Below are 16,560 nucleotides of genomic sequence, written 5' to 3' on the forward strand. Positions count from 1 at the left end.
CTGACCCGGCGCCTTCGCGAGCAAGCTCGCTCCCATAAAGTTTGCTGGTGATTACGGATTCCCATGTCCAGCACAAATCTTTGTGGGAGTGTGACGTCAGTCCAGATCGCTGGCCTGATGTCGCTCCGCAACCTGGCTCGCCTCGTCACCCCAGGTGCGGTTGACCCGCTGGCCACGCTTGACTGCCGGGCGCTCGGCGATTTCTTCTGCCCAGCGTTGCACGTGGGTGTACTCCTGGGCTGCGAGGAATTCAGCCGCCGAATACACGTTATTGCGCACCAGTTGGCCGTACCACGGCCAGACCGCGATGTCGGCGATGGTGTAGCTGTCGCCGGCCAGATAGCGGCTTTCGCCAAGGCGTCGGTCGAGCACATCGAGCTGACGCTTGGCTTCCATCGTGAAGCGGTTGATCGGGTATTCGAGCTTCTCCGGCGCATACGCGTAGAAGTGCCCGAAGCCACCGCCCAGATAAGGCGCGGCGCCCATCTGCCAGAACAGCCAGTTCAGGGTTTCCGTGCGGCCGGCCGGGTCTTTGGGCAGGAAGGCGCCAAATTTCTCCGCCAGATACAGCAGGATCGAACCGGATTCGAACACCCGAATCGGCGGCTGCGCGCTGCGGTCAAGCAGCGCCGGAATCTTCGAGTTCGGATTGATCTCGACAAAGCCGCTGGAGAACTGATCGCCCTCGTTGATGCGGATCAGCCACGCGTCGTACTCGGCCTCGGTGTGCCCCAGTGCGAGCAACTCTTCCAGCAGGATGGTCACCTTCACGCCGTTGGGCGTCGCCAGCGAATACAGCTGCAGCGGATGCTTGCCCACCGGCAACGTCTTTTCATGCGTCGGCCCGGCAATCGGGCGGTTGATGCTGGCGAACTGGCCGCCGGAGGGGGCTTCGTGTTTCCAGACCTTGGGCGGTACGTAGGGCGCTTTACTCATGAAATGGGCCTCATGGTGAACTTGCCGAGAATGAGCTGACGGGTATCAGACACGACAGCATAAACGCTCTAGCTCAAGACTGCGCAACCCCCGGAATGATCAAACACGCCGCCAGACCTATCAATGCGATCCCGATGACCTTGTCGAGGAGCCGCTGTTTTTCCAGCAGGCGCCGGCGCAACCGTTCAGTGGAGAAAAACAGCGCGACCAGGCTGAACCATGCCCAATGAATGACCGACATGAACAGGCCATAGGCGAAGTTCACCGTCAGTGAACTGCCTGGCTCCACCACCTGGCTGTAAGCCGCCACCACGAACAACATGGTTTTCGGATTCAGTGCATTGGTCAGAAAACCTGAGCAGAACACCTTCCAGGCGCGGGGCGCCGAAGCGCTCGCATCGGCAAATGTCAGCACAGATTTATTGGTAAAGGATTTGATGCCCAGATAGATCAGGTAGCCGGCGCCCAGCAGTTTCATCATCCAGAACAGCAGCGGCGATTGGGTGATGATCAGCGCCACCCCGAACACCGTGTAGAACACATGAACCTGCACGCCACAGGCGATGCCCAGCGCCGCCAGCAAACCGCTGCGCCGGCCGTAGGCGTAACTGCTGCGGGTGACCATGGCAAAGTCCGGCCCAGGACTGATCACTGCCAAAATGGTGATGGCGATTACCAGAAACAACTCGTTCATTCCTGCTCTCCATGACGTTATTTGCGCTACTAAAATTCACAGATGTCGAGCTTCGATCTGTACCAACGACCAACATTGTTGATGCGAATGCTCTAGCGTCTGCGAGCGGCGCCATGATGGAGAAGTGTCTTAGGCAAAAAAAACGATTTATAGTCGCGAAAATCTGTGAGAAATCATCGCCTATATGAACCTGCCTCCGCTGGCTGCCTTTCGCTTCTTCAACACCGCCGCCCAGACCCAGAGCTTCGTCAAGGCTGCCGAACTGCTGCACGTCACCCACGGTGCGGTCAGCCGCCAGGTGCGCTTGCTGGAGGAGGCGATCGGCGTGGAATTGTTCGAGCGGCGCAATCGGGCGATCTTTCTCAATCACGCCGGGCGCTTGCTGTTCAATGTCACCGCGCCGATGTTCGAGCAGTTGGAAAGCGCTGTTTATCGTCTGCAACGCGAAGTCCACGATGACGTGCTGGTGGTGTCCTGCGAGCCGACCATCGCCATGAAATGGCTGATCCCGCGTTTGCCTGACTTCCACAGCGCACACCCACAGTTGCAGGTGCAATTGCTGACGGCCGGCGGGCCCATCGACTTCGCTCGTTCAGGGGTGGATCTGGCGATCCGGCGCGACGATTTTCATTGGAACGAGACCGTGCATGGCGTGAGCATTTGCGAGGAGTGGATCGGCCCGGTTTGCGTGCCGGCCAGTCGTCCTGACGGTGATCATTTGCGCGGTGCCTGCCTGCTGCACAGCAAGACGCGCCCGCAGGCGTGGGACAACTGGGTGCGACAGGCCGGGATTAGCGTGGCGGAGGTCAGTCGGGTCGATTACGAACACTTCTATCTGCGCATTCAAGCGGCGTTAGCGGGGCAAGGGATCGGTATGGCGTCGTTTCTGATGGTTCAGGACGAGCTAAAATCCGGCCAATTGATCGCGCCGTTCGGCTTCATTCGCGACGGTTCGAGTTATTGCCTGTTATCACCGCGACCCTTCGAACAGAGTGCAAATGCCATGCTTTTTCGCGAATGGATTACCCGGCAGATGAGCGCGTGCAGTCAACGGCTCGGTGCTGATCTGAAGCGTTGAAGACAGAGCGCTGCATTCATCCGCCAGGCATGATCAACGAACTTGCATCGGCCAGCGTCTGTTCAGGTGCTCCGTCAAATAATCCATGAAAGCTCGAACCTTCGGCGTCATCGCCGCACGTTCCTGCACGCAGGCGTAGATGTCCATCGGTTCGACATAGGCGTGGCTTTCACCCGGGAGATTTTCAAACAGCGGCACCAGTTGACCGCTTTCAAGATAGGGCGCGGCGACGAATTCGGCCAGGCGCGTGATGCCCGCGCCGTGGACTGCCATTTGCGCCAGCGCATCAATGTCGTCGCTGATGGCGGTGGCATTGATCGGTGCGTCGTAGGGCTGGCCGTCGCGGATCAAACCCCAGCGCAGAAAGCGGCCATCCAGTGGATAGCGGAATGCGAGGCAGGCGTGATGTTGCAGGTCTTGCGGTGACTGCGGTACGCCGGCGCGCGCAAGGTAGGCGGGAGCGGCGCAGAAGACGAAGGGCAGGGACACGATCCTGCGCGCGACGATGCCATCTTCCAGTTGCGGCTTGATCCGCAGGCTCAGATCGATGCCGTTCTGAATGTGATTGATCTTGCCGTTGGTGGTCGACAGCTCGACCAGCAGGCGCGGATGCAGTGCGGCGAAACTGGCGAGTAACGGCGCCAATACGTGACGGCCGAAGGCGCTGGTGGAGGCGATGCTCAAGCGGCCTTGCAGCTCGCCTTCGTCGCCGATGATCGCGCTTTGCGCTGACTCCAGATCAGCCGCAATACGTCGCACCTTTTCGTAATACAACGCGCCGTTTTCGGTCAGCGCCATGCTGCGTGTGGTGCGTTGCAGCAGGCGAACGCCGAGGTGGGTTTCGAGGCGATTGAGGGTCTGGCTCACGGCGGCCGCACTGACGCCCAACGTCTTGGCGGCGCCGACGATCGAGCCGGCCTCGACCACTTTGATAAAACTGGCAATCGCCGCCAACAGATTCATCCGTGTCCCGCCGTATGGGTTTGATTCGTAAGTTATGCTTTATAAAGTACCTGCGGCGGGCCGTCTAGTTGAGGGCAGGGGGCTTTGCTAAGGTGCCGGCTCCCTATCAATGGATGGAAAAGCCATATGAATCAAAGAACAGATACCGATGCCTTGTATCTCGGCCGACGCAAGCTTTCTGCACGGGCGACGCCGTATGTGTTTGCGCTGTACATGGCGACGATCATGGCATTCCTGATGTCGCTGGTGATCACCGCCGCCAACTCCGGGATTGATAACGACTACCTGAGTAATGCGCTGCACGCCTACAAGCTGGCGATGCCGGTGGCTTTCCTTTGCATCCTCGTGGTGCGGCCGATCGTGATCAAACTGGTGGCGATGACGGTGCATCCGCATCGTTGATTCACAACTCGGAAAAACAGCGGCCGTCAGCGGCGGGCAGGTCGGAATTCACCCCAGGTGCCAGTGGGCGCCAGTGCGCCTTCAAGAATTCGATAAACACTTTGACCTTGCGCGTGCTGCGCCGGTGCGCCAGGTACAGCACGTAAATCCACGGGCCGAATGCGCTTGGCTCACGCCAGTACTCGGGCATCACCTCCACCAGTTCACCGCGCGCCAGATACGGCGCGGCGCTCCATTGCGGCAGAAACTGCAGGCCCTGGCCCTTCAGCAGGCAGGCCAGCAGGAAGTCGTAATTGTCGCTGGCCACCCGTGGATTCGGCTGGGTCAAACGTATCCGCCGCTCCCCTTGCTTGACCCACCAGAAATGCCGGTTGAGCAGCGGATGACGGAAGATCAGCCAGTCGTGCTGCTGATAGTTGTCCAGTGACACCTCTTTGCCCTTGCGCGCCAGGTACGCCGGGCTGGCGCACAACACCACCTGATTCTCGACGATAGGTTGGGCGATCACCCCCGGCAGATCGATCGGGCCGTCACGCAGCGCCAGATCGTACCCACCGTCCACCGGGTCGTCATAGCTGTCGCTCAAGTCGACTTCCAGATGCACCTGCGGATGGGCGTCGAGAAAACGACAGCAGACTTCATTGAGAAACGCCGGGGCGAAAGAGGGTGGCGCGGTGATGCGCAGGCCGCCGCTCAATTCGTGCTTGAGCTGCTCGACGCCTTCGCAGGCCAGTTGCAGCTGCATCAGCGCCTGTCGCGCACCGTCCAGATAAATCCGTCCGGCCTCGGTCAAGGCCATGCGTCTGGTCGTGCGGTCGAACAGGCGCGTGCCGAGTTCGTCCTCCAGCTGCGCCACGGCTTTGGTCAGGGCCGACGGGGTCTTGCCGAGCACCTCGGCGGCGCGGCTGAAATTCCCGTGTTCGGCGGTGGCGACGAACATGGTCAGGGCGCTCATCTTGTCCATTGATCTATTCCTGCTGGGCACAAAAGTTGTGCGCGAGGTGGCATTCAGTTATCGCCAAGGCTTGGATAGGCTTGCTCGCAGCCTAACAAAAATAACGAGAAACCTCATGAAGCAGCTACTGACCCTGATGGTGTCATCGGCACTGGCCTGTGCCTCACTGGAAAGTCTGGCGTCCGCCGATCTGATCCTGCACAACGCCAAGGTCTACACCGCAGAACCCGGCCAGCCCTTGCAGCAGGCGGTGGCGGTGGAGAATGACAAGATTCTCGCCGTGGGCACGGATGCGCAGGTGTTGCGCCTGAAGACGGCCGCCACGCAAGTGATCGACCTGCACGGTAACGTGCTGATGCCCGGCTTCATCGACTCACATTCCCACACCATCAAGGGCGGTCTGCAGATGTTGCAGGCCAACCTCGACGGGCAACTGTTGCCACTTGATCAACTGGAACAGCACCTGCGCCAATGGCGTCAGGACGGCAAGGCGCAGCGTGGAGAATTCCTCAGTGTCGGCGGGTTGCCATCGACTTACTGGAGCGACATTGCCGGCCTCGAACAGCGCTTCAATCAGGGCGAATGGGCGAACCAGCCGATCCTGCTGCTGGGCTGGGATCTGCACACCGGCTGGGCCAATCGGGCCATGCTCGACCGCGCTGGCGTGACGGCTGAAAAGATCAAGGGCCTCAAAGGCGAAGAGCAGGCGATCATTGGCCACGACCCCGATGGCAGCCCGAATGGCTTTCTCGTCGATGCCGGTCTGTACCCGGTGCAGGCCTTGCTGCCGCCGCCGACGGCTGATCAGTTGCTGGCTGGTGGGCGCGCAGCGCTGAACTACTACAAGAGCCTGGGGATCACCGGGTGGCTGGACCCGCTCGCCAACGAAGTCCCCGGCAGTGACGTCACCAATGCCTCGCTCGGCGTGCTGCCGACCTACAAAAAACTCTCGGAAAACGGCGAACTCACCGCCCACGTCGCAGCGCTGCTGATGGCGGACTCCAAGGCTACGCCGGCCGACCTTGATGAGCTGGACAAGGTGCGCCAGCAGTTTCTCGGTATCAGCAACCTGACCCTGCCGGGGATCAAGATCTTCGCCGACGGCGTGGCCGAAGTGCCGGCGCAAAGCGCGGCGATGCTCGAGCCGTACCGCAACACAAAAAAGACCGGTGAACTGCTGATCGACCCGGCGCATTTCGGCGAACTGGTCAGTGCCGCCGATGCGCGCGGCTGGCTGGTGCACATCCACGCCATCGGCGACCGTGCGGTGCGTGAGTCGCTCAATGGCATCGCACAGGCGCGCAAGGATCGGCAGAGCGGCATCGCCCATTCGATCACCCACCTGCAAATGGTCAACCCCAAGGAGTTCGCCCGCTTCAAGGCGCTGAATGTGATCGCCTCGATGCAGATGTTCTGGGCTGCCGCCGACGAGTCGAGCATGGATCTGGTCAAGCCTTACGTCAGTGCCATGGCCTTCATGTACACCTATCCGGCGCGTTCGCTGTTGAAGAATGGCGCGACCATCGCCGGTGCCAGTGACTGGCCGATCACCACTCCCGAACCGTGGAAGGCGATCTATCAGGCGGTCAGCCGCAAAGGCCCGAAAGGCGTGCTCAACGCCGCCGAAGACATCGACCGCCAGACCATGTTCCAGGCCTACACCCTCAACGCGGCCAAAGTGCTGCGCCTGGAAGACCGGATCGGTTCGCTCAAACCCGGCAAGCAGGCCGACATGATCGTCCTCGACCGCGATGTGTTCAGTGTCGAGCCGAAGACCCTGCGCGACACCCAAGTGCTCAACACCTGGTTTGCCGGTCGCGAAATCTACCGCCGCAAGCCTTGATGGCCTCTCTGTGTAACGTAACCAAGGAAACCTTTTCGTGAATGTTCATTGCTTTGTCACCGACACCCGCAACCCGCAGATTCGCGGGCAACAGATTGGCGTCACCTGGGCTGCGCAGATCCGCCAGACAGTGGCGCTTTATCTGGATTTCTTCTCTCAGGTCGGCGTGCCTGAGGCACAAGTGCGGGCCATCGGCGAAGCCAGTCTGCACACCCTGCAAGGCTGGTGCCCGAGCCTCGCCGAAGAAATCGTCGCCACCGCTGAAGGCGCCGGAGTACCACTCTGGCAGCTCGCCAGCCTGAATGCCCGCACCGAGATTCTCGCGGTGATGCCGGCGTCCACCGAAGGCGAGTGTTCCACCGCGGTGTTTGCGCCCAACGGCGCATTGGCGCCGCGCACTATTCAGACCTGGGACTGGCACGATTCGCTGGTGCCTAACGGATTGATTCTGCAACTGACCACGGCCAAGGGCATGACGGTCAAGCTGTTCACCGAGTTCGGCATGCTCGGCAAGATCGGCGTCAACAGCGCGGGGCTGGGGCTGCACTTCAACATACTGCATCACGCCAGCGACAACGGGTCGGCCGGGGTGCCGGTGCATGCGATTGCCCGGCGCATCCTCGAGGAAGCCAGCAGTGTTGAGGAGGCGATTGCGCTGGCGCGTTCGGCGCGAGTCAGTGCCTCCACGGTGCTGACCGTGTTCTCCCGCGAGGATTCGAACCCGCGTGCGGTGAGCATTGAAATGTCGCCGGCCTTCACCGCCGTGGTGCGGCCCGACGCCGACGGCTGGATCACTCACACCAACCATTTTCTCGATCCCGAACTGAGTCTGGGCGAGCGCACCCCTGATGCGTCCACGACCTACGCGCGTATTGCCCACGTCAACACGGCGCGGCCGAACATGACCAGCGGCAACCTCAGTCAGCGGGCTGACGCCATGTGTGGCGAGGCGGGCGAAGACGCGCCGATCTGCTTCCATCCGGACCTGAGCATGCCGGCCACCGAACGCTGGGAAACCCTGCTGACCATCGGCATCGACACTGAAAACAGCGTGCTTGAATACGCCGCCGGCAACCCCAAACAACTGGCCCGAAACGGCTATCTGCGCTTCTGAACCGCTGCCTCCAATAAAAACAAAACGAGCATTGCACATGGCTACCGACATTGATCGCACGAGCGCTTCGCCGTCTGCGCTGAGGACGTTTTTCGTCTCCGGCATGGGCACCGCGCTGGAGTTCTATGACTTTGTAATCTACGGCACCGCCGCCGCGCTGGTGTTTCCCAAGGTGTTCTTTCCGCAGATGGACCCGCTGACCGCGACCTTGGTGGCGTTCGGTGCTTTCGGCGCCGGGTTTTTCGCCCGCCCTTTGGGCGGCATGGTGTTCGGGCATTACGGCGACAAACTCGGCCGGCAGAAAATGCTGGTGATCACGCTGCTGCTGATGGGCCTGAGCACGCTGTTGATCGGGTGCCTGCCGGACTACGCAACGCTCGGTGCGGGTGCACCGGTGTTGCTGGTGTTGCTCAGGCTGGTGCAGGGATTCGCCGCCGGTGGCGAGTGGGGCGGTGCAGCGCTGTTCGGCATCGAGTCGGCGCCGCCCGGACGACGTGGGTTGTGGGGCAGCTTCACCAGCATGGGCATCGGTATCGGCGGGATTCTCGGTGCCGGGGTGTTCGCCATCGTCAGCGTCGCGGCGCACGATGACCTGGCCGGATTCGCCTGGCGCATTCCGTTCTGGCTCGGTGGTGTGCTGGTGCTGATCGGTCTGTATGCGCGCTTGCAGAAACCCCTTGAGCAGCCGGCTGAACCGCAGGCGCCGGTGCGCATGCCATTGCTCGAAGCATTGCGCGCACGGCCCCGAGCCATGCTGCTGTGCACCGGCATCGCTTTCGGCTACGTGACCATCGCCTACATCGGCAGCACGTTCTTTCTGTCATACGCCACGCAACTGGGGTACGGCAGCACCGACGCGCTGATCTTCGACTTGTCGCTGTCGATCGCCATCGTCATCACCGCGCCGTTGTTTGCCTTGTTGTCCGATCGCATCGGCCGTCGCAAGGTGATGGTCCTCGGCGCGGTGATCATGGCCCTCGGCTTCTTCGCATTCTTTCCGCTGGTCGGCCTCAAGAGCCTGCTGGTTTCCACCGCTGCGTACATCGTCATCGGTGCGTTCATGGGCGCGACGCAAGGGCCGATTCCGGCGTTCCTCGCCGAGCAGTTTCCCCGGCACATGCGCTATTCGGGAATGTCGGCGGCCTATCAGATCGGCGCGGCGCTGGGCGGCGGGACGGCATCCAGTGCGGCCACGGCGATTCTTATCGCCAACAACCACAACGCGTTCGGGGTGGCGGTTTACGGCGCGGTTGCGCTGGGCATCGTCGCGTTGTGTTCGTTGCTGCTCAAAGAAACGGCGCACCTGAGCCTTGAACAGATCGACGAGGCCGATTGGCCTTCACCCATGCCCGCTGCCGGTTGAACCATTCGACTCTGTAGGAGCTGCCGCAGGCTGCGATCTTTTGATGGTGTTTTTCAAGATCAAAAGATCGCAGCCTTCGGCAGCTCCTACAGGGGGCGGTTCGGCAATAAAAACAATCGAAACTTCGCGTGCTCCCAAGCTGTCCAGACCCTTGTACCGCCCGGCGGCTAATCCGCCGGGACGGCTTCATGCATCGGTGACAGGCGAGGAACGAGATGACGACGACAGTGGGAGATTTTCTGGTTGAGCGGCTCAGCCAATGGGGCGTCACGCGGATTTTTGGTTATCCGGGCGATGGCATCAACGGCGTGTTCGGCGCGCTCGCCCGAGCCAATGGCAAGATCGAATTCGTTCAGGCCCGACACGAAGAAATGGCCGCATTCATGGCCTCGGCCCACGCCAAGTTCACGGGCGAGTTGGGTGTGTGCATCGCCACTTCGGGGCCGGGTGCTTCGCACCTGATCACCGGGTTGTACGACGCCCGCATGGATCATCAGCCGGTGCTGGCGATTGTCGGCCAGCAGGCGCGGACGGCGCTCGGCAGTCATTACCAGCAGGAGCTGGACCTGGTGTCGATGTTCAAGGATGTGGCCGGGGCGTTTGTGCAGCAGGCGTCGGCGCCATCGCAAGTGCGGCATTTGCTCGATCGCGCAGTGCGCACGGCGGTTGGCGAGCGGCGGGTGACCGCGATCATTCTGCCTAATGACTTGCAGGATCTTGAGTACGAGCCACCGGCGCGGGCACACGGAACTGCGCATTCCGGCGTCGGTTATACCAAGCCGAAAGTGCTGCCCTACGAGGCCGATCTACAGCGCGCCGCCGACGTTTTGAACAGCGGTGAAAAGGTTGCGATTCTGGTGGGCGCCGGCGCGTTGCAGGCGACGGATGAAGTGATTGCCATCGCGGAAAAACTCGGTGCTGGCGTAGCCAAGGCGTTGCTCGGCAAGGCCGCGCTGCCGGACGATTTGCCGTGGGTCACAGGCAGCATCGGCCTGCTGGGCACCGAACCGAGCTACAAGATGATGAACGAATGCGACACCTTGCTGATGATCGGCTCGGGTTTCCCCTATGCCGAATTTCTGCCGAAGGAAGGTCAGGCGCGTGGCGTGCAGATCGATTTACAGCCGGACATGCTCAGCCTGCGTTATCCGATGGAGGTCAATCTGGTTGGTGACTCCGCCGAAACCCTCGCAGCGCTGCTGCCGTTGCTCGAACAGAAAACCTCGCACAAGTGGCGCAAGAAAATCGAAGGCTGGCGCAGCACCTGGGAAAAGACCCTGGAAAAACGCGCCATGTCCAAGGCCGATCCGATCAATCCGCAGCGGGTGGTGTACGAGCTGTCACCACGCCTGCCGGATCAGGCGATCATTACCAGTGACTCGGGTTCCTGCGCCAACTGGTACGCCCGTGACCTGAAAATTCGCCGGGGCATGCAGTGTTCGCTGTCCGGCGGACTGGCTTCGATGGGGGCTGCCGTGCCGTACGCGATTGCCGCCAAGTTCGCCCATCCCGAGCGCGCGGTGATTGCGCTGGTGGGCGACGGCGCGATGCAGATGAACAACATGGCCGAGCTGATCACCGTCGCCAAATACTGGCGTCAGTGGGACAGCCCGAAATGGATCTGTGCGGTGTTCAACAACGAGGACTTGAATCAGGTCACCTGGGAGCAGCGGGTGATGGAGGGTGATCCGAAGTTCGAAGCGTCGCAAAGCATCCCCGATGTGCCGTATCACTTGTTCGCCATTTCCATCGGCCTGAAAGGGATTTTCGTCGACCGCGAAGAAGACGTCGCCGCCGCCTGGGAGCAGGCGCTGGCCTCGGACGTACCGGTGCTGATCGAGTTCAAGACCGATCCCAACGTGCCGCCGTTGCCACCGCACATCAAGCTCGAACAGGCGAAGAAATTCGCCACGACCTTGCTCAAGGGCGACCCCGACGAAGCGGGCGTGATCGTGCAAGCTGCCAAGCAAGTGTTTGCCAGCGTCCTCCCCGGCAAAAAATAACTTCATGTAGGAGCTGCCGCAGGCTGCGATCTTTTGACTTTGATTTTTTAAAAACAAGATCAAAAGATCGCAGCCTGCGGCAGCTCCTACAGAGGGTCGTGAGGGATAAACCGATGAGCAAAACCGTCAACGCCCAAGATCTGCACATCAGCCTTGATCCGTTAAGCGAGGAGGGATTGTTCAAATGGCTGCTCGCCAGTTTTCTGATGGGTAAGCGCATTCAGGCCGGCATTGCCGCCGAGGCGTATCGGGTGATTGCCGAGCGGCATCAGCGCGACACGCCGCGCAAGCTCGCCAACTGCACCCATCGGCAATTGGTCGGCATGCTGGGTGAGGCGCATTACGTGCGTTATGACGAGACCACGGCCACGCGTCTGTTGGCGCTGGCGGCGCGGCTCAATGACGAATACGCCGGCAAGGTTGGCAACATCGCCAAGGCCAGCGCCGATCGTGACGAGTTCGAAAAACGCCTGATGGCGTTCGACGGGATCGGTTCGAAGACCGTGGAGATTTTCATGCGTGAAGCGGCAAAGGTGCTTTTTTGATGTTCATTGGTTGCGCAGGCTGGAGTCTGGGGCGTGAATACTGGCCAGAGTTTCCGGCCGAGGGCACGCATCTGCAGCGTTATGCGGCGCGGTTCGACTGCGTGGAAATCAACAGCTCGTTCTATCGTCCGCATCGGCGTCAAACCTATGAACGCTGGGCGGACTCGGTGCCGCCCGGGTTTCGGTTTTCGGTGAAGATGCCGAAGTTGATCACCCATGAGTTGCGCTTGCGCGATAGTGATCAGCCGCTGGATGAGTTCCTGGGGCAGTGCGAGGGACTGGCTGACCGGTTGGGGTGTCTGCTGGTGCAACTGCCACCTTCGCTGGCTTTTGAACCGGTAAGCGCAGAAACGTTTTTCGTGGCGTTGCGCCAACGATTCGAGGGTGATGTGGTGCTTGAGCCACGGCATGAGTCGTGGGTGGCGGCTGCGCCGATGTTGCAGGCGTATAGGATTGCCCAAGTCGTGGTCGATCCGTCGCGAATCAGCACCGATGGCTCGGTGCAGGGCTGGCCGGGTGTGCGCTATTGGCGGCTGCATGGCGCGCCACGGATTTATCACAGTGCTTATGAGCTGCCTTATCTGCGGCAGCTTGCGCAGGACATGCAGCTCTGCGCTGCTGAAGGCGCCAGCGTCTGGTGCATTTTCGACAACACCGCCAGTGGCGCCGCGTTGGGCAACGCGATGACACTGGCGGCGCTTGTCCAGACCTGACTCAGGCCGACAAGTGCTCGTACAGAATGGTCGCGCCGACGATCATCAGCACCACGCCACCGACGATTTCCGCACGCTTGCCGACCACCGCACCGAGCACCCGGCCGAGCATCACGCCGATGGTCACCATGGTCATGGTTGCCACGCCGATGGCCGCTGCCGCCACCCAGATATTCACGTCGACAAACGCCAGACCGACGCCGACCGCGAGGGCGTCAATGCTGGTGGCGAACGCGGTGACCGCCAGAATCAGGAACGAGTGCTGGCCGGGTTTTTCTTCTTCCTCGTCTTCGTGCTTCAGACCGTTGTAGATCATGTGCAGACCGAGGATGACCAGCAGCGTGAAAGCGATCCAGTGGTCCCATTCGGCGACCCAACGGGTGGCGGCCTGGCCGATCAGCCAGCCGATGATCGGGGTGATGGCTTCGATCACGCCAAAGATCAGGCCGGTGCGCAGGGCTTCGCTCAGACGTGGTTTGTGCAGGCTGGAGCCTTTGCCGATGGCCGCGGCGAACGCGTCCGTGGACATGGCCAGAGCGAGGAATATGAGGGAAACAGGATTCACGGGGGCACACTTCCAGTCGGGCTATGAGTCAACGACACAACCACACGCCCGACGTTAGGCATGGATGTGTCGTCGGTCTCACCAACCAAAAGGTGTCCGTACCACGGCGTGTTGCCGAGAATGTTGATACGAACGCTTCCGAGGGACTCGGAAACAGGCTACTCCCCAACGAGGCTGCGAATGTTATTGGGGTAAACATGAAAATTTTGTCAAAAGCATCGAGGCGATCAATAAACACAACACTCTGTGGCGAGGGAGCTTGCTCCCGCCGGGTCGCGCAGCGGCCCTTTTTTTGCCGAATAGCAGAAGGCCTGCTTCGCAGTCCAGCGGGAGCAAGCTCCCTCGCCACAATGGGGGCCGGGTGCTGTTATTGACTCGGGAGCTCATTGATCCGCAACTGCGCACACAACCCGCCCTGCGCCCGGTTGTACAGCTGCAACGAGCTGCCGATCTTGCTGACGATCATCTGCACGATCGCCAGCCCCAGTCCGGCGCCATTGTCGTGGCCGTGGCTGTAGAAACGCTCGAACAGTCGTGCGTATTCCTGCTCGTTGATACCGGGGCCGGCGTCTTCGACGCTGATATACACCGCGCCGCCCGCCTGCGGTTGCACCTGAACCCGTACCTCGCTGCCCGGCGGGGCGAAATTCAGGGCGTTGGTCACCAGGTTCTGCAAGGCGATGGCGAGGGCGACCGGGTCGGTGTCGACCGGGCAGTGGTGGTCGCTGTCGAGGATCAGTTCAACGTCTTTTTCCATGGCCAGCGGTGCCAGTTCGGCGAGTTCTTCGCGCACCAGTTCGGTCAGCTCCACGCTGCGGGTTTCGGGATTGGCCAGGTGCGGTTCGATGCGCGCCATGGTCAGCAACTGACTGGCGATGCGCGTCGCCCGATCCACCGCGCTGACCAGATATTCCAGCGCCTCTTCGCGTTGTTGCGGGGTCGCCGCCAGTTGCGCGTTTTGCGCGTGGATCCGCAGAATCGCCAGCGGTGTGCGCAGCTCATGGGCAGCGTCGGCAATGAAGCGCCGCTCCCGCGCCAGCAGATTGTCGATCTGCTGCAGCAGACGATTGAGCGCAGTTTGCATCGGCTCCAGATCGTGGGGCAGGGGGCTGAGGTGCAGCGGTTTCAGGGTTTCGGTGTCACGGCCGCGAATGCTCTGCGCCATGGCGCGCAACGGTTGCAGGCCCCAGCCGATGGTCAGCCAGATCAACGCGGCCAGCAACGGTACGCCGATCAGGCTCGGCCAGACGGTGTGGCCGACGATGCGTTCGATCAGATCCTGGCGGATGTCGTCACGCTCACCGACCCAGATCAGCAGCCCTTGTTGCGAGTCCTTGAGCAGAAACGCACACCAGTCGCGGCCATTCTCCATCAGGTCATGCGAGCCGAGGGTAGTGGGCGGTGCGGCAAGCTCCGGCGCTTCGGCCGAGCGCACCAGCAATTGGCCGTCGCTGCGCCACACCTGAAAGGTCAGACGGGTTTCGTAAGGGTGCGCGGCCTCGCCGTCGCCGACCCGGCTCATGGCTTCATCGAAGGCCTGATAGAGCCGGCTCCAGTCGTTGTCACCCGGCGCACGCTGGGCCAGCACGCCTTGCAACAGGCGCGCACTTTGCGCCAGTTGGGCATCGTAGACTTCTTCGATTTCATGGTGACTGTCGCGCAGCACCAGCCAACTGATCAGCAGGTCGCCGATCAATACCAGAATCAGCACCGGCACCAGAATCCGCGCGCGTATGGAAATCATGGTTTGAGCTCCAGCACATAACCGACGCCGCGCACGGTGCGGATCAACTCGCTTGCGAATTTTTTGCGCAGGTTGTGGATCAGCACTTCGAGGGTGTTGCTCTCGACCCGATCCTGCCAGCCATACAGCGCTCGCGACAGGCGCTCGCGGGTGACGACCTTGCCCGGGCGAGCCATCAGTTGATGCAGCAGTTGATATTCCATCGGCGTCACCACCACGTCGGTGCCGCGCCAGGTGACCTGCTGCGTGACCGGATCGAGGCACACGCCGGCATGTTCAAGTACCGGCTGCGCACGGCCCTGACTGCGGCGCAGCAATGCGCGGATGCGCGCTTTCAGTTCATCGACATCGAACGGTTTGATCAGGTAGTCGTCGGCGCCGGCATCCAGCCCGGCAATGCGTTCGGCAGTGCCGTCGCGGGCGGTGAGGATCAGCACCGGCAAGTCCTGCTGCTCGCCACGCAAGCGTTGCAACAGCGCGAGGCCGTCGAGCCGTGGCAGACCGAGGTCGAGCAGCAGCAAATCGAAGCTCTCACTGCGCAGGGCGTGCAGGGCGCTGACCCCATCCTGCAGCCAGTCGAGCGTATAGCCTTCGCTGCCGAGGGCAACGCGAATGCCCTGGCCGAGGGCGCGATCATCTTCGACCAGCAGTAGACGCATAGCGGATTCTCTTGGGAAACACGACGGGTGAGGGCCGCATCATGCCGCTGCGCAGCGGGCCGTGGCAGCTGACCCGACGGGAAAGATGTAACGACTCGTTGCCAACTAAGCTTCGACTAAGGTTGCTTTTGCACAGTGAGGCCTTCCTCATCGAGCGAGAGTGTTTCCATGCGCAAACTTCTGCTGTTGTCCCTCATCGTTGCCAGCCCGTTGGCCGTCGCCGGCCCGCAATGCACCACCGCCGAACGCTCGCAATGGCAAGACCAAAAAGCCTTTCAGGAGCAGCTCAAGGCTCAGGGCTACGAGATCAGCAAGTTCAAGGTCACCGACGGCAACTGCTACGAGATCTACGGCTTCGACAAGGACAAGCGCAAGGTCGAGATCTACCACGACCCGGTCAGCGGCAAAGCGGTGAAAACCGAGATCAAGGGCTGATGCCGAGCGCGTCCGTGCGCCTTTGGGACCCCGTGGTGCGGCTGTTTCATCTGTCCATCGCGGGCGTCTTCGTCGCCAATTACTTCTTCAATGAAGCCGGTGACGCCTGGCATGTCTGGCTCGGCTATTACGCCATGGGCTGGCTGCTGGTACGGCTGGTGTGGGGATTCGTCGGGCCGCGCAGTGCGCGTTGGGCGGATTTCTGGCCGACGCCAACGCGGCTGGTCGCCCATGCGCGATCGCTGATTCGCGGTCAGCCCGAGCATCGTCTTGGGCATTCGCCGATGGGTGCGCTGGTGATGCTGTTGATGTTGCTGGCGATGTTCATCGCCGGTTTGAGCGGCTGGGCCATGGAAGAGGTCGATGCCTTGTGGGGCGCCGACTGGCCGTTGCAGGTGCACGAAACCGCTACCGACATCTTGCTGGTGCTGGTCTGCCTGCACATCGCCGCCGCGCTGTTCGAGAGTTTTCTGCTGCGCGACAACTTGCCGTTGTCGATGCTCACCGGACGCCGACGGCGCTTGCCGGACGATCCGCCGCGCTGACAA

The 16,560-nt window shown here is 61.4% G+C and carries 17 protein-coding genes; 10 read left to right on the forward strand and 7 right to left on the reverse strand.

The genetic code is table 11. The features are described from left to right. Positions 1-96 precede the first annotated feature (96 nt). Both yghU and ACIP8I_RS04775 read right to left on the reverse strand, forming a co-directional pair. Positions 97-936, reverse strand: coding sequence for a glutathione-dependent disulfide-bond oxidoreductase (yghU, locus tag ACIP8I_RS04770; RefSeq protein ID WP_400759080.1), 840 nt, complete (start codon positions 934-936; stop codon positions 97-99). Positions 937-1,009: 73 nt separating this feature from the next. Further along, entirely contained in the window at positions 1,010-1,630 is a 621-nt protein-coding gene (locus tag ACIP8I_RS04775; RefSeq protein WP_400759083.1) for a LysE family translocator, read from the reverse strand. Positions 1,631-1,814: 184 nt separating this feature from the next. Between ACIP8I_RS04775 and ACIP8I_RS04780 the strand changes: the two genes are divergently transcribed. Beyond that, complete coding sequence (locus ACIP8I_RS04780) at positions 1,815-2,708, forward strand: LysR substrate-binding domain-containing protein (RefSeq protein ID WP_400759086.1); 894 nt, start codon at positions 1,815-1,817, stop codon at positions 2,706-2,708. A gap of 33 nt (positions 2,709-2,741) precedes the next feature. Here ACIP8I_RS04780 and ACIP8I_RS04785 read toward each other — a convergent pair whose 3' ends face one another. Then, complete coding sequence (locus tag ACIP8I_RS04785) at positions 2,742-3,671, reverse strand: LysR family transcriptional regulator (RefSeq protein ID WP_367084225.1); 930 nt, start codon at positions 3,669-3,671, stop codon at positions 2,742-2,744. A 126-nt stretch (positions 3,672-3,797) separates the two neighbouring features. Between ACIP8I_RS04785 and ACIP8I_RS04790 the strand changes: the two genes are divergently transcribed. Beyond that, a complete protein-coding gene (locus ACIP8I_RS04790; RefSeq protein WP_007960490.1) occupies positions 3,798-4,073 on the forward strand; it encodes a DUF2798 domain-containing protein in 276 nt (91 codons plus the stop codon). A 1-nt stretch (position 4,074) separates the two neighbouring features. Here the strand turns inward: ACIP8I_RS04790 and ACIP8I_RS04795 are convergent, their stop codons facing one another. Further along, the gene (locus tag ACIP8I_RS04795) at positions 4,075-5,037 is read right to left on the reverse strand and encodes a LysR family transcriptional regulator (RefSeq protein WP_400759088.1); all 963 of its coding nucleotides are present in this window, start codon (positions 5,035-5,037) and stop codon (positions 4,075-4,077) included. A gap of 106 nt (positions 5,038-5,143) precedes the next feature. On the opposite strand from ACIP8I_RS04795, the gene ACIP8I_RS04800 reads away from it, so the two are divergent. From ACIP8I_RS04800 to ACIP8I_RS04825, 6 genes are all read left to right on the forward strand, one after another. Beyond that, positions 5,144-6,871 (forward strand): amidohydrolase, encoded by a 1,728-nt coding sequence (locus ACIP8I_RS04800; RefSeq protein WP_400759090.1) that lies wholly within the window; start codon positions 5,144-5,146, stop codon positions 6,869-6,871. Between the two features lie 37 nt (positions 6,872-6,908). After that, positions 6,909-7,985 carry a C45 family autoproteolytic acyltransferase/hydolase gene (locus ACIP8I_RS04805; protein WP_400759092.1) on the forward strand — a complete coding sequence of 359 codons (1,077 nt, stop codon included), beginning with the start codon at positions 6,909-6,911 and terminating at the stop codon, positions 7,983-7,985. Between the two features lie 37 nt (positions 7,986-8,022). After that, positions 8,023-9,348: an MFS transporter gene (locus tag ACIP8I_RS04810; RefSeq protein ID WP_400759094.1), complete on the forward strand. Its 1,326-nt coding sequence runs from the start codon at positions 8,023-8,025 to the stop codon at positions 9,346-9,348. 215 nt (positions 9,349-9,563) lie between these two features. Next, positions 9,564-11,351: a thiamine pyrophosphate-requiring protein gene (locus ACIP8I_RS04815; protein ID WP_400759097.1), complete on the forward strand. Its 1,788-nt coding sequence runs from the start codon at positions 9,564-9,566 to the stop codon at positions 11,349-11,351. Positions 11,352-11,464: 113 nt separating this feature from the next. Beyond that, complete coding sequence (locus ACIP8I_RS04820; RefSeq protein WP_400759098.1) at positions 11,465-11,896, forward strand: DNA methylase; 432 nt, start codon at positions 11,465-11,467, stop codon at positions 11,894-11,896. Next, positions 11,896-12,609 (forward strand): DUF72 domain-containing protein, encoded by a 714-nt coding sequence (locus ACIP8I_RS04825; RefSeq protein ID WP_400759101.1) that lies wholly within the window; start codon positions 11,896-11,898, stop codon positions 12,607-12,609. The genes ACIP8I_RS04820 and ACIP8I_RS04825 overlap by 1 nt, the downstream gene beginning before the upstream one ends. Before the next feature lies 1 nt (position 12,610). On the opposite strand, the gene mntP is transcribed toward ACIP8I_RS04825, so the two are convergent. From mntP to ACIP8I_RS04840, 3 genes are all read right to left on the reverse strand, one after another. After that, positions 12,611-13,174, reverse strand: a complete 564-nt coding sequence (gene mntP / locus ACIP8I_RS04830; RefSeq protein ID WP_108590970.1) for a manganese efflux pump MntP — start codon at positions 13,172-13,174, stop codon at positions 12,611-12,613. A gap of 367 nt (positions 13,175-13,541) precedes the next feature. Continuing rightward, positions 13,542-14,918: an ATP-binding protein gene (locus ACIP8I_RS04835; RefSeq protein WP_400759103.1), complete on the reverse strand. Its 1,377-nt coding sequence runs from the start codon at positions 14,916-14,918 to the stop codon at positions 13,542-13,544. Then, positions 14,915-15,577: a response regulator gene (locus ACIP8I_RS04840; protein WP_400759105.1), complete on the reverse strand. Its 663-nt coding sequence runs from the start codon at positions 15,575-15,577 to the stop codon at positions 14,915-14,917. Before ACIP8I_RS04840 ends, ACIP8I_RS04835 begins: the two co-directional genes overlap by 4 nt. A 168-nt stretch (positions 15,578-15,745) precedes the next feature. Between ACIP8I_RS04840 and ACIP8I_RS04845 the strand changes: the two genes are divergently transcribed. Further along, a complete protein-coding gene (locus tag ACIP8I_RS04845) occupies positions 15,746-16,012 on the forward strand; it encodes a PepSY domain-containing protein (RefSeq protein ID WP_007960465.1) in 267 nt (88 codons plus the stop codon). Beyond that, on the forward strand, positions 16,012-16,557 hold the full coding sequence (locus tag ACIP8I_RS04850; protein WP_400759108.1) for a cytochrome b/b6 domain-containing protein: 546 nt from the start codon (positions 16,012-16,014) through the stop codon (positions 16,555-16,557). Before ACIP8I_RS04845 ends, ACIP8I_RS04850 begins: the two co-directional genes overlap by 1 nt. The last annotated feature ends 3 nt before the right edge of the window (positions 16,558-16,560 follow it).

It is taken from the genome of Pseudomonas sp. NPDC088414, from assembly GCF_044753325.1.
In the GTDB taxonomy this organism is placed as follows: Bacteria; Pseudomonadota; Gammaproteobacteria; order Pseudomonadales; family Pseudomonadaceae; genus Aquipseudomonas.